This window comes from Achromobacter sp. 10T422 (genome assembly GCF_056394065.1).
Map to the genome: position 1 here is coordinate 431,791 of NZ_JBFTHD010000008.1, position 12,821 is coordinate 444,611.

Annotated in this window: 13 protein-coding genes; 5 read left to right on the forward strand and 8 right to left on the reverse strand. The window is 64.7% G+C overall.

Annotated features, from left to right (window positions below):
* Nucleotides 1–55: 55 nt before the first annotated feature.
* Entirely contained in the window at nucleotides 56–1,252 is a 1,197-nt protein-coding gene (locus AC1DB0_RS23520; protein WP_476757902.1) for a M20 aminoacylase family protein, read from the forward strand.
* 12 nt (nucleotides 1,253–1,264) lie between these two features.
* Here AC1DB0_RS23520 and AC1DB0_RS23525 read toward each other — a convergent pair whose 3' ends face one another.
* Nucleotides 1,265–2,158: a LysR family transcriptional regulator gene (locus AC1DB0_RS23525; RefSeq protein WP_476757903.1), complete on the reverse strand. Its 894-nt coding sequence runs from the start codon at nucleotides 2,156–2,158 to the stop codon at nucleotides 1,265–1,267.
* A 115-nt stretch (nucleotides 2,159–2,273) separates the two neighbouring features.
* Here AC1DB0_RS23525 and AC1DB0_RS23530 point away from each other — a divergent pair, with 115 nt between their 5' ends.
* The 4 genes from AC1DB0_RS23530 (at nucleotide 2,274) to pagP (ending at nucleotide 6,151) form a co-directional block, all read left to right on the forward strand.
* On the forward strand, nucleotides 2,274–3,437 hold the full coding sequence (locus tag AC1DB0_RS23530; RefSeq protein ID WP_476757904.1) for a YeiH family protein: 1,164 nt from the start codon (nucleotides 2,274–2,276) through the stop codon (nucleotides 3,435–3,437).
* 105 nt (nucleotides 3,438–3,542) lie between these two features.
* The gene (locus AC1DB0_RS23535; protein WP_054420472.1) at nucleotides 3,543–3,953 is read left to right on the forward strand and encodes an acyl-CoA thioesterase; all 411 of its coding nucleotides are present in this window, start codon (nucleotides 3,543–3,545) and stop codon (nucleotides 3,951–3,953) included.
* Nucleotides 3,954–3,963: 10 nt separating this feature from the next.
* Complete coding sequence (mgtE, locus tag AC1DB0_RS23540; protein WP_342066869.1) at nucleotides 3,964–5,436, forward strand: magnesium transporter; 1,473 nt, start codon at nucleotides 3,964–3,966, stop codon at nucleotides 5,434–5,436.
* Between the two features lie 160 nt (nucleotides 5,437–5,596).
* Entirely contained in the window at nucleotides 5,597–6,151 is a 555-nt protein-coding gene (pagP, locus tag AC1DB0_RS23545) for a lipid IV(A) palmitoyltransferase PagP (protein ID WP_054420469.1), read from the forward strand.
* A 62-nt stretch (nucleotides 6,152–6,213) separates the two neighbouring features.
* On the opposite strand, the gene AC1DB0_RS23550 is transcribed toward pagP, so the two are convergent.
* The 7 genes from AC1DB0_RS23550 to AC1DB0_RS23580 form a co-directional block, all read right to left on the reverse strand.
* Nucleotides 6,214–6,825: a gamma-glutamylcyclotransferase gene (locus AC1DB0_RS23550; RefSeq protein ID WP_054420468.1), complete on the reverse strand. Its 612-nt coding sequence runs from the start codon at nucleotides 6,823–6,825 to the stop codon at nucleotides 6,214–6,216.
* Nucleotides 6,826–6,985: 160 nt separating this feature from the next.
* Nucleotides 6,986–7,444, reverse strand: a complete 459-nt coding sequence (locus tag AC1DB0_RS23555) for an Lrp/AsnC family transcriptional regulator (RefSeq protein ID WP_006226278.1) — start codon at nucleotides 7,442–7,444, stop codon at nucleotides 6,986–6,988.
* Between the two features lie 9 nt (nucleotides 7,445–7,453).
* The gene (locus AC1DB0_RS23560) at nucleotides 7,454–8,236 is read right to left on the reverse strand and encodes an SDR family NAD(P)-dependent oxidoreductase (protein ID WP_054420466.1); all 783 of its coding nucleotides are present in this window, start codon (nucleotides 8,234–8,236) and stop codon (nucleotides 7,454–7,456) included.
* Between the two features lie 205 nt (nucleotides 8,237–8,441).
* On the reverse strand, nucleotides 8,442–10,136 hold the full coding sequence (locus tag AC1DB0_RS23565) for a thiamine pyrophosphate-binding protein (RefSeq protein WP_054420465.1): 1,695 nt from the start codon (nucleotides 10,134–10,136) through the stop codon (nucleotides 8,442–8,444).
* Nucleotides 10,137–10,195: 59 nt separating this feature from the next.
* A complete protein-coding gene (locus AC1DB0_RS23570; protein ID WP_476757905.1) occupies nucleotides 10,196–11,182 on the reverse strand; it encodes a tripartite tricarboxylate transporter substrate binding protein in 987 nt (328 codons plus the stop codon).
* The gene (locus AC1DB0_RS23575; RefSeq protein WP_476757906.1) at nucleotides 11,179–11,934 is read right to left on the reverse strand and encodes a GntR family transcriptional regulator; all 756 of its coding nucleotides are present in this window, start codon (nucleotides 11,932–11,934) and stop codon (nucleotides 11,179–11,181) included. The genes AC1DB0_RS23570 and AC1DB0_RS23575 overlap by 4 nt, the downstream gene beginning before the upstream one ends.
* 154 nt (nucleotides 11,935–12,088) lie before the next feature.
* Nucleotides 12,089–12,808 (reverse strand): VOC family protein, encoded by a 720-nt coding sequence (locus AC1DB0_RS23580; RefSeq protein ID WP_476758750.1) that lies wholly within the window; start codon nucleotides 12,806–12,808, stop codon nucleotides 12,089–12,091.
* Nucleotides 12,809–12,821 lie beyond the last annotated feature (13 nt).

The window sequence follows — 12,821 nt, forward strand, 5'->3', positions numbered from 1 at the left end:
GATTTTTGATTGATGATAACCTTGTTGCGTTCCCCAATTCCGCCTGACTTTCCCCATGAAACTGCTCGAACCCATCGTCGCCTGGCATCAAGACATTTCCAAGATCCGACGCGACATCCACGCGCATCCTGAACTGGCATTCGAAGAATTCCGCACCGCTGATGTGGTCGCGGCCAAGCTTGAAGAATGGGGCATCGAGGTCGACCGCGGTTTGGGCGGCACGGGCGTCGTCGGCATCATTCGCGGCAATCAGCCGGGCGAACGCGCCGTGGGCCTGCGCGCCGACATGGACGCGTTGCCCATGCAAGAGGTCAACACCTTTGCGCACGCCAGCCAGAACGAAGGCAAGATGCACGCGTGCGGCCACGACGGCCACACCGCAATGCTGCTGGCTGCGGCGCAATATCTGTCGCAACACCGTGATTTTGCTGGCATCGTCTACGTGATTTTCCAGCCCGCCGAAGAAGGCGGTGGCGGCGCCAAGCGCATGATCGATGACGGCCTGTTCAAGCGTTTCCCGATGGAAGCGGTGTTCGGCATGCACAACTGGCCCGGCATGAAAACCGGCCAATTCGGCGTGACGCCCGGCCCCATCATGGCGTCCAGCAACGAGTTTTCGATCCTCGTGAAGGGCAAGGGCACGCACGCTGGCATGCCCAACCTGGGCATCGACCCGGTCATGGCGGCCGTGCAGCTGGCGCAGTCGCTGCAGACCATCATCACGCGCAACCGCAATCCGCTGGACGCGGCGGTGCTCAGCATCACGCAGATTCACGCCGGCAGCGCCGACAATGTCGTGCCCAATCACGCCGAATTGCGCGGCACGGTGCGCACCTTCACGCTGGACGTGCTGGACCTGATCGAACGCCGTATGGAAGAGATCACGCGCCACACTTGCGCTGCCATGGATTGCGACGTGCAATTCACGTTCCAGCGCAACTACCCGCCCACGATCAACCACGCTGAAGAAGCGGCGTTCTGCGCCGATGTGATGCGTGACATCGTGGGCGAGGCCAACGTCAACGACCATGTGCAGCCCACGATGGGCGCGGAAGACTTCGCGTTCATGCTGCAGGAACTGCCGGGCTGCTATGTCTGGATCGGCAACGGCACGGGCGAACACCGCGACAGCGGCCACGGCCTGGGCCCCTGCATGCTGCACAACGGCAGCTACGACTTCAACGACGACCTGCTGCCGCTGGGCGGCACGTACTGGGTCCAATTGGCGTTGAAGCGTCTGGCCAAGGCCTGAGCTTTACGCGCCCTACCCGCCCTCCGCCGCCCCGACCGCCAGGCACATCGCCAAAAAGCGTTCGGCGGCGCGGGCCGCGGCATCCGCATGCGGCACCAGAATGCTCAGCGTGCGCGTCAGCGGCTTGGGCAACAAGCGCAATGCCGCCAGCGCACCGTCCTCATGCCGCATCGACATGACGGATACAAAGCCCACCCCCAGCCCCGCGCGCACCGCCTGCTTCACCCCTTCCACCCCCGCCAGCTCAAGCCCCACCGACGGCGCCAGCCCGGCATCCGCAAACGCGCGTTCGACCAGACGGCGCACGCCGGAGCCGGGTTCGCGCATCACCAATGGCGACGCGGCCAGGTCGCGCAACGTCACCGCGCCCTGGCTGGCCAACGCGTGATCCGCCCGCACGATCGCCACGACTTCGTCCTGCCGCCAAGCGTGCACCGCGGTATCCGCCGACAGGCCCGTGGGCACATCCCCTTCAATAAACGCCAGATCCAGCGCGGGCAGCCGCTCGACGATTTCGCGCGTGTTGCCATCTGACAGGTGCAGGCTGACCGCGGGAAAGTTGTGGCGGAAATCGGCGACCAGGCGCGGCAACAGATAGCTGGCGGGCGTGGTGCTGGCGCCGAGGCGCAGCGCGCCGGTTTCCAGGCCGCGCCACGATTCCCGCACCGCCTGCGCCTGCCGATACACCTGCCGCAGTTGCCGGGCCTGCTCGGCCAGCCGTTCGCCGGCCTCGGTCAATGCAATGCCGTGGCCGCTGCGGCGGTACAGCGGTTCGCCAAACCATTCTTGCAGCATGCGCAGTTGGCCAGACACAGCGGGCTGTGACAAATGCAGCACTTGCGCGGCGCGGCTGATGTTGCCGGTATCGGCAACGCAGGCGAAGGTCAGCAATTGATCAGGGGTCATAGGCAAGCTAATTATCAGAATTTCCGATATTACATATTCAAAATAAAGATTTTTCAAATAGTAGTGGCACATCTAATATTTCGGGAAGTTATTTAGATATGCCCAAAGGGCCATCATGAGCACCACCACCAGCACCGCAGTACCGCTTCCCGCTTCGACAGCTGGGGCGCCCGCCGCCGCAGTATCGGCCGCCACAGCACCGGCTGCCGCAGCCCCGGCTGCCGCAGCATCGGCTGCCGCAGCAACGGCTGCCGCCCCCACCGCCACCCCTTGGCGCGACAAACTCAACGGCGTGCTGTTCGTCGGCCTGATGGCTGCGGCCGTCATGCAGCTGGCGGACCTGCCCGCCATTCGCCAGCTGGGCTTTTCGCCGCTGGTGGTCGGCATTGTCTGCGGCATGCTGTATGGCAACTTCCTGCGCGGCACCATGCCGGCGGATTGGGGCGTGGGCGTGAACTTCACCGCGCGGCGCCTGCTGCGCATCGCCGTCGCCTTCTACGGTTTGAACATCAGCATCCAGCAGATCGCGGCCGTGGGCTTGCCGGGGCTGGCGGTCTCTGTGGCCGTGGTGCTGGGCACCCTGTTGATTGGCACCGTGGTCGGCCAGCGCATGCTGGGCCTGGATCGCGACACGGCCATGCTGACCGCAGCGGGCAGCGCCATCTGCGGCGCGGCCGCCGTGCTGGCGTTCGAACCGACCTTGCGCGCCGCCCCGCACAAGAGCGCCGTGGCCGTGGCCACCGTGGTGCTGTTCGGCACGCTGTCCATGTTCCTGTACCCCATCCTCTATCACGCAGGCTGGCTCAACCTGGATACCCAGGCGCTGGGCATCTATATCGGCGGCACCATCCATGAAGTGGCGCAGGTTGTCGGCGCGGCCAGCAATATCGATCCCGCCACCACCGAAGTCGCCACCATCGTCAAGATGACCCGCGTGGCGCTGCTGGTGCCGGTGCTGCTGGTGCTGGGCATGTACCTGCGCAGCGCCGCCAGCCAGGCGGGCGGCCAGGCCAAGGGCGCTAAGCTGCCCATTCCCTGGTTCGCGGTCGGCTTCCTGGTGCTGGCCATCATCAATTCGCTGAACATCATTCCCGCCGACGCCATCGCCGCCATCCGCCGCCTGGATGTCTTTGCGCTGACCATGGCCATGACGGCGCTGGGCATCGAAACCCGCTTTGCCCAGATCAAGAAAGCCGGCCCCCGCGTGATGGCCCTGGGCCTGATCCTGTACGCGTGGCTGTTGGTTGGCGGCTACGGCATCGTCAAATTGGCCACCTGAACCGCGCGGCCGCCGCTGCAAAGCGCGGCGGCCGCTCGTCCATGCACGCCGCAGTCGCTTTTTTCCTGCATAATCGGCTGGTTCCCTAGCAGTGGAGTCGGCCGCATGACCTCCAGCAACAAATCCCCGTTTACGACCTTGCCCGCCGATCGCGACGCGGTATTGCGCGTCATGCCGATGCCGGCCGACGCAAATATCCACGGGGACGTGTTTGGCGGCTGGATCATGTCCCAAGTCGACATCGCCGGCTCCATTCCAGCGGCCCGCCGCGCCGCTGGCCGCGTGGCCACCGTCGCGGTCAACGCCTTTCAGTTCAAAGAGCCCGTGTTCGTGGGCGACCTCCTCAGCTTCTACGCCGCCATCGTCAAGACCGGCAAGACGTCGATCACGGTGTCGGTCGAGGTCTACGCGGAACGCCAGCGCCTGGACGCCGAAGTCGTCAAGGTCACCGAGGCCACCCTGACATACGTCGCCACCGACGAAGCGCGGCGCAGCCGCCCCCTCCCCACTCTTTGAGCCGTAACGCATGACGCAGTCCGCCGCCGCGCAGAAACCGCCCGCGACGCCCCGCCGCCTCGACCCGGAAGACGCACAGACCGCCCTGGCCGAAGTGCAGGAACGTCTGCGCCGCCAGCAATTGGTGGCCGATCTGGTGCATCGCCAGGAAGAAGGCGACGCCAAGGCCACGCTGGTCGAAGACCTGGTGCACCGCCAGCACGAGGCCGAACTCAAGACGCTGCTCGACGGCCTGCATCCGGCCGATATCGCCTTCATCCTGGAATCGCTGCCCAAGGACGAACGCCAAGCCATCTGGAAGCTGGTCAGCCCCGAGCACGACGCCGACGTGCTGCTGGAAGTCGAAGACTGGGTGCGGGAATCGCTGATTGAAGCGATGGACCGGCAAGACCTGGTGGCCGCCACCGGCAACATGGACGCCGACGAGCTGGCCGACCTGGCGCCCGACCTGCCGCCCGACGTGGTGGCGGAAGTGCAAAAGGGCCTGACCGAAGAAGAACGCGCACAGCTGCTGGAAGCCATGGGCTATCCGGAAGACAGCGTGGGCGCGATCATGGACTTCGAAATGGTCCGGGTGCGTGAAGACGTCACGCTGGAAGTGGTGCTGCGCTATCTGCGCCGCCTGCACGAGCTGCCCGACCACACCGACCAGATTTTCGTGGTGGACCGCCAGGACAAGCTGCAAGGCATTCTGCCGCTGTCGCGCCTGTTGGTCAGCGAACCCGAAACCGAGGTGCGCGCCGTCATGAATTCGGATTTCCTGGCGCTGAACCCGCTGGATTCCGACGCCGACGCCGCCGGCGCGTTTGAACGTTACGACCTGGTGTCCGCCCCCGTGATGGACGACCAGGGCCGCCTGATCGGCCGCGTCACCATCGCCGACGTGGTGGACGTGATGCGTGAAGACTCGCAAGAACAGGCGCTGTCGCGCGCAGGTCTGCAAGAAGAAGACATCTTTGCCCCCGTCAGCACCGCCTTGCGCAACCGCGCCCCCTGGCTGCTGTTCAACCTCTGTACCGCCGCCACGGCGTCTTTCGTGGCATCCCAATTCGAAGGCACGGTCAGCCAGATCGTCATCCTGGCCTTCCTGATGTCCATCGTGGCCGGCATTGGCGGCAACTCCGGCAACCAGACCATGACGCTGATCATCCGGGCGCTGGCCATGGGCCGGATCACCGGACGCAACCTGTGGCAGCTGGTCAAGCGCGAGCTGTTTGTGACCTTGCTGGTAGGCCTGTGCGGCAGCCTGGTGGCCGCCCTGTTCGCGTGGGTGATCTCGCATTCGATCTCGATCGCACTCGTCATGATGGCGGCGATGATCTGCAATATGCTGGTCGGCGCGTCCGTCGGCGTGCTGGTGCCGATGCTGCGCGCCCGCTTCGGCAAAGACCCTGCGATGGGTTCGTCGGTACTGCTGACGTTCGCCACCGACTCGCTTGGCTTCTTCATCTTCCTGGGCCTGGCCACGCTCTTCCTGCTGTAGCTTGGCCGCCACAGAGAATTCTTAATCTATGTTTGCCATCTGCCCGCTTTCAGCGGGCAGATGCATTCGAACGTCGTTTCATGACAGCGGTCTGACAGGGATACGCCCGTGACTCCATGTAAAGTCATGGAATTGTCATCTTCATCCCTTAGTACCCGTAATGACCGCCAACATCCGGGCAGCGATCCTTTGCCTGCTGCTCTCGACTTTCGCCGCCACCGCTCAAGCTTGTGAAAATATGCCCTCTTGGGCGCAGTCCGCTTGTAATCGCCTGGACCAGATCTGGACCGAAGGCGGCCACGACCTTTACGTTTCCGGCTACGCCTGGCACAACCGCGCCATGTACAGCAAAGAGAAAATCGACAGCTTCAACGAACTGGCGTGGGGCGGCGGCTATGGCCGCAGCATCTACGACGAAGACGGCGACTGGCAGGGCCTGTACGCCATGGCGTTCCTGGATTCGCACAGCAAGGTCGAACCGATTGCCGGCTACGGCTTCCTGAAGATCGGACAAGTCAGCGAGAACTTCCGCCTGGGCGCGGGCTACACGGTGTTTCTTACCGCGCGGCACGACATCATGAGCTACGTGCCGTTCCCCGGCATCCTGCCGCTGGTGGGCGCGGGCTACAAAGACGCCATGTTCTACGCCACCTACATTCCCGGCGCATCCGGCGCGGGCAACGTGCTGTACATGTTCGGCCGCTGGCACTTCTAAAGCGCAGGGCCGAACGTCAGAACATTTGGCCGCTGGCACCGTTCAAGCGCAGGGCCCAATCGTCAGAAGGCGTGGCCCAGCTTGCGGACCAGATCGCCCAGCCGCCAATCGTCGATGCCATGCGCGCGCAGCGCACGCTCGGTCTCCACCACGTAATCCAGGCACGGCCCGGAATGCCCGACGGCATTGCGTATGCACGCGAGCAGGCGGTCGTCGCTCAGGTCAGCGGCGTATTCATCGCAAGCCCGGTTCAGCAGGAAGACCAGCCCGCGCACGGGTGCGGCTTCGGTGTGGCACGTGAGCCAACGGGGGGTGTAGGCGCCCGTCACCATCTCGCGGCGCCAGAGCGCCTGGAACACGTCGCGCACATCGGCCGCCGCAATCTGATACGCCACGCCACGGCAGCAACCGCCCCGGTTCAAGCCAAACACGAGGCCTGGGTTATCGGGCGAGCCGCGATGGTCGTGAGACCACAGGCACAAAGAACGGTGATAGCCGCGCACCGTGGCCAGCCGGCGCTCGCGCCAGGCAAAGCCGGGATGCCAGATCAGGGACCCATAGGCGAACACCCATAAATCGTCGACGCCGTTCCAGCCGGCCAACAAGTCGTCCACCGATAGCGCTTGCCGCGATTTGGCCAAACCGGCACAGCCGGCGGGTACTGCCAACGACATAGGGTCCTCTGATATCCCGATTCATTCCCTAGCAGGAATGAGCGATATCCTACGCCGAGCACCGCGCAAAAGAATTGCGAGATGGGCCTTGTGCAACACGCCGAAAGAAATTTGCATCCGCCGCAGCCCTCGCACAAGAAAAAAAATTGCGCGCCGGCCGCTACACCGCGTCCAACGGCAATTCCGTCGTGCTTTTGATGATCTCCATGGAGAAGCTGGCGCTGACATCCAGCAGATCCACCGCGCCGATCAGCCGGCGGTAAAAGCGGTCATACGCCGCCATGTCTTCCACGACCACCTTGAGCAGGTAGTCGATATCGCCCGCCATGCGATGAAACTCCACCACGTTGGGCAGCGCCATGACCGCGTTGATCAGGCTCTGCGTCCATTTCTCGTTGTGCTGGCTGGTCTTGATGGACACGAAGACCGTCAGGTTCAGCCCCAGCGCCCGGGGGTCCAGCAGGATGGCGTTGCGCGCGATAACGCCATCGTCCTTGAGCTTCTGGATGCGGCGCCAGCATGGCGTGACGGACAGGTTCACCTGCTCGGCGATTTCAGCAACCGAACAGGTGGCGTCCTTTTGCAGCAAGGCCAGGATCTTGATGTCTGTCTGGTCCATGGGGAATCCTCAGTACGTGCCGGGGTAGCCGCCGCCGTCGATCAAGATGTTTTGCGCGGTCATGTAGCCGGAGTGCGCCGAGCAGATGTACGCGCACAGGGCGCCCATTTCTTCGGGCTGTCCGTAGCGCCCTGCGGGGTTGGCGCGGCCGCGCTCGTCCCAGAGCTGGTCGAAGGTCTTGCCGCCGGACTGCTCCAGCATGCCCTGGATGTGGCGCACCTGCGCATCGGTCGCGAACGCCCCCGGCAGCAGGTTGTTGATGGTGACGTTGTGGCGCACGGTCTGGCGCGCCAGCCCGCCCACAAAGCCGATCAGGCCCGAGCGCGCACCGTTGGACAGGCCCAGTTCCGCATGCGGCGCCTTCACGCTGCGCGACACGATATTCACGATGCGGCCAAAGCGCCGCTCGATCATGCCGTCGACCACGCGGCGGATCATGTCGATCGGCCCGAGCATCATCGCGTCCAGCGACGCGATCCAGTCTTCCCGCGTCCAGTCGCGAAAATCGCCCGGCATCGGGCCATCGGCATTGTTGATCAGGATGTCTGGGTGCGGGCACGCGGCCATTGCCGCATCGCGCCCGGCGGCTTGCGTCAGATCGGCCGATACCCAGCCCACGCCGATGCCGGTTTCGTGCGAGATCTCGGCTGCGGCTTGCTCAAGCGTCTGCGGATTGCGGGCCGCGATGGTGACCGCCACGCCTTCCCGCGCCAGTTGCAGGGCGCACGCCCGGCCCATGCCACGGCTGCCGCCAAACACCAAAGCTGTCTTGCCCCTGATCCCCAAGTCCATGCCCGATTCCCCTGTGATGTGCCGCAGACCACGCGCCTGCGCGCCGAAGCGGATCAGTATAGGAGCGCGCGCCGCGCTCCGGCACAAAAAAAGGGGCCCCGAAGGGCCCCTTTATGCGTTGATGCCGCATCACTGCGCTACCGCTGCCGCATCCACGCAATGCCGCATCACTGCGCTACCGCTGCCGCATCCACGCAATGCCGCATCAGCCCATCCACTGGCTGACCGGCGCCGCGGCGTCTTGCAACGGCTGCGCCACCACGTCGATCAGCGCCGGGCCGTCGTGCTCCATGGCGGCCTTGATCGCGGCGTCCAGCTTGGACGGATCTTCCACCCGCCACGCCTTCACGCCATAAGCCTCGGCGATGCGGGCATGGTCGGTGCGGTTGAAGTCCACGCTGTAGTAGCGCTGGTCGTAGCCCGCCTTCTGGCTGGCCTTGATCCAGCCGTAGACCGAGTTCGAAAACACGATCATCAAGAGCGGCGCCTTGTGACGCACGATGGTTTCCAATTCGCCCACGGTGAAACCGAAGCTGCCGTCGCCCATCACGGACACGCACTTGGACTGCGGCCGGCCAACCCAGGCGCCCAGCGCCGCCGACATCGAGAAGCCCAGCGCCCCGTGCGCGCGGTTGGTGATGAAGTGACGGCCGGGGCGCGACACGTCGTAGTAAGCCGAAAAATACGGGCAAGGCGTGCCGGGGTCCGCACACACGATGGCGTCATCGGGCAGCAGGCGGTTCAGCGATTGCACGACGCGCTCGGGGCGGATCGGCGCTTCCAGGCTGTTGGCCAGCGGCTCTAGTTGCGCCAGCCGGGCCGCCTTGGCGCGGCCAGCCAGCACCGCGCCGTCAACCGCGTCGGCGTTGCGATGCGCCAGACGCGCTTGCACTTCGGCGCCCAGTGCTTCCAGCGCCAGCTTGGCGTCGCCCACCAGACCCACTTCGGTCAGGTAGTTGGCGCCGATCACCATCGGGTCGATATCGATGTGCAGGATCGGCACGTCGCGGTTCGGGAAGCGCCAGTGCTCGGTCGACGTCGACCCCGCGCGGCAACCCACGAACAGCACCACGTCGGCGGCGGCCACCACGTCGCGCGTGGCCATCACGCCGCCGTTCGAACCCACCACGCCCGCGTTCAACGGGTGCGTGTCGGCCAGGCTGCCCTGCCCGCTGACCGTGACGCAGACCGCCGCCTTCAGCGTTTCCGCCAGTTCCTGCAAGGCGCCACTGGCGCCGGCAATGACAACGCCACCGCCGCAAATGATCACCGGCGCACGCGCGCCGATCAGGCGCTGCGCGGCGCGGGCCACGTCAGCCGGGTCCGGCGCAAAGCGCATGGACGGGAATTGGCCGTGCTCGGGCTGCGCCCAAATGTCCGACGCATCCACTTGCTGCTTCATCACGTCATACGGAAAGCACAGGTGCGCGGCGCCCGGCTTGCCGGTCGTCATGGCGCGGAACGCCGCACGCACCATGCCCGGAATCTGGTCAGCGCGATCAATCGTGCGGTTCCACTTCGTCAGCGGGCGATACAAGGCTTCCTGGTCAAGTTCCGTCAGCGGGTACTTGCCACGCGAGCCCACCGCCACGTCCGACGTAATGCCCAGCACGGGAATCGACGATTCGTTGGCTTCCACCAAGCCGGGCAGCAGATACGTTGCGCCGCCGCCGCTGGGGCCTTCGCACACGCCGACCTTGCCGGTCACGCGCGCATAGGCATCCGCCATATAGCCCGCGCTGCGCTCATCGCGCGTCAGGATGTGCTGCATGCCGTGGTCCAGGCGGTACAGTGCGTCGTAGAACGGCAGGCTGGTGTCGCCGCACAGGCCAAAAATATGTTTGACGCCGTTGTGCTGCAGCATCCGCACCATGGCTTCGGCGCCGGTCAAATTTTCCATGTCATCTCCACGTGTTTCGCGGTTGGGGCCGAACGGCAAGCCGTCCGGCCAGCCACCGCTCAGTTATCCAGATTGATGTTGCTGCTCTTGATAAAGGCGCTCCAGCGGTCGTACTCGGACTTCACGTACGCATCCAGCGCAGGGCCGTCGGACGCCACGATCTCGAAGCCCGCTTCCGTGACCTTCTTCTTGATTTCCGGGTCGGCCAGCACCGCCTTGAAGTCCGCCGTCAGCTTCTTCACCGTGGCTTCCGGCGTGCCCTTCGGCGCGAACATGCCGCTCCACGAATAGGCGACAAAGCCGGGGAAGCCGGACTCGATCACGGTTGGCACATTCGGCAATTCGGGCAGGCGCTTTTCGCCCGCCACCGCCAGCGGCTTGATCTTGCCGCCTTGAATCTGGCCACGCAGCGCCGCAAAGCTCAGCCACGTCATGTTGGCCTGACCGCCCACCACCGCCTGAATGGCCGGCCCCCCGCCGCCATACGGCACGTGCAGCAGCTCCACCTTCGACAGGCGCTTGAGCTCTTCCGGCGCCAGGTGGTTCAGCGAACCGACACCGGTTGAGGCGTAGTTGAATTTGTTGGGCGATTCCTTGGCGGCTGCCGCCAGGAACTCCTTCAAGTTATCCCCAGGCACGTTCGGGTTTGCGCCGATCACCAGCGGAAAGCGCACGGTCTGCGAAATGGCGACGAAGTCCTTGAACGTGTCGTAGGGCAGCTTGGGCTTCACGGCGGGGTTGATGCCGTGGTTGTCGAAGCTGACCAGCAAGGTGTTGCCATCGGGCTCCGCGCGGGCCACGAAAGCCGTTGCGATCTGGCTGGCGGCGCCCGGGCGGTTTTCCACGACAACGGCGCGTCCGCCCAATTGCTGCGACAAACGCGGCTGCAAGATGCGCGCCAAAATGTCCGTGCTGCCGCCCGGCGGGTACGGCACGACCAGGATCAATGGCCGTTCTTCGGCGGCGGCGGGCGCGGCGATCATGGCGCCCCCCAGCGCGGCCAGCGCGCATAAGCTCGCTGCAATCCGCTTCATCGTATGAGTCATTTTTTTTCCCCTGCTGTTGTGGTGTTGGCCGGCGCTGCCGTGGCGGGTTCGGCCTGGTCCCGCATGTAAATCGTTGAAAAGCCGGTGCGTATGACGTCGGTGATCTGGTCCAGCCGCCGGCCGATATGCGTGCTCATCAGCCCGGCCAGCCCATCTGCATCCCGCTGTTCCAGCGCCTGCACGATGCGCAGATGTTCGCCTTGGGTATGGCTGCGGCGGCCCTGCTGCATGTCAATCCAGCGCACGAAATGGATGCGGGCATTGACGCTTTCCAGGGCGCGCACGAATTCTTCGTTGCGCGACAGGCGCGCCAGATGCAGGTGGAACGCTTCGTCCAGCTCCAGCAAGCGCGTGGCGTCGCTGTCTTCGGGCACATCGCGCGACCGTTCCACGAACGCGCGCAGGCCGGCCAGTTCTTCGTCGCTGGCGCGCTCGCACGCCGCGCGCACAATGCCGGCCTCCAGCACCGCGCGGTATTCATACAGGCTATGGATCTGCTTGGCGTCCAGCAGCCGGGCGATAAAACCGCGGTTCACCGAGCGGGTCAGAAAGCCTTCAACCATCAATTGATTCAGCACTTCACGCAACGGCGTGCGGCTGACATTCAAGCGACGCGCCAGGTCAACTTCGTTGATGCGTTCGCCCGGCTTGAAATCAAACCGAACCGCCATCGCCTTGACGGCGCCATACAGCTCCGCCTGTCCGGCGGACGTCCGGGCAGCGGGTCGGATGGCTGAAGGGGGATGGGTCATCAGGGCGGCTGGCGAAGGGGGATGAAGTGCATACTAAAGTGCATACACTTTGCTTCGCAACCAGGGTTTGCCCGGAAATGCGCACGGCAAAAGGCGCGCATCCCTGACCGGAATGAAAATTAAAACGGGGATGGATAACCGCAGGATGCGGTTCTTACAGGCCGGTATCCAGCGTGTAGTGGGCGCCGTMGCGGTTTTCCAGCGTCAGCGTGGACAGCACCGGCGTAACCGCCGTTGCGTCCTGCTGCACGTGAATACGCAGATTGGCCAGCGGCACGTCCCAGCCGCCCGTGGCGGCTTCGGCGGTAACGTCCGCCACCAGCGCCAGACGCTCGGCCACGGCACGGGCATCCGCCGCGCGGGCGTCGATACGCAACAGACTGCGTGCGCCGTTCGGGTGCGCCATCAATTCAGGAGACCAGACGCACTCGGGCGTCAGATGGCGGCAGAAATACATGCGAATGCCGGGCAAGGGCTGCTCGGCAAAACGCACGGTATGAAAACGGGCCTGCACTTCCTGGCCGTCCAGCATCGCGGGGCGCGTCAGTTCCTGCACGGGATTCACGGCGAACCCCGCCGCCTTCAGCCGTTCATACGTGGCGTCGGCGTCATAGGTGCGAAACACCAGCGCTTCCAGCCCGAACGGAGAATCAGCGATTTCCTTGCGAGCCGGCGGCGCGCCTTCCGGCCAGCCCAGCAACTCAACATACGTGCCTTCCAGCACGATCAATCGATTGCACGAGCCCAGGTTGTGCACCGCCTTGTCGCTCAGGTGAAAGCCCTGGCGCTCGAAGTGCGGCGCCAGCGCATCCAGCCGGTCACGCACCATGACGACGGCGTGGTCGAATTCGGTGTGGCCGACAGAATGCAGCATGGCGTTATTTCCT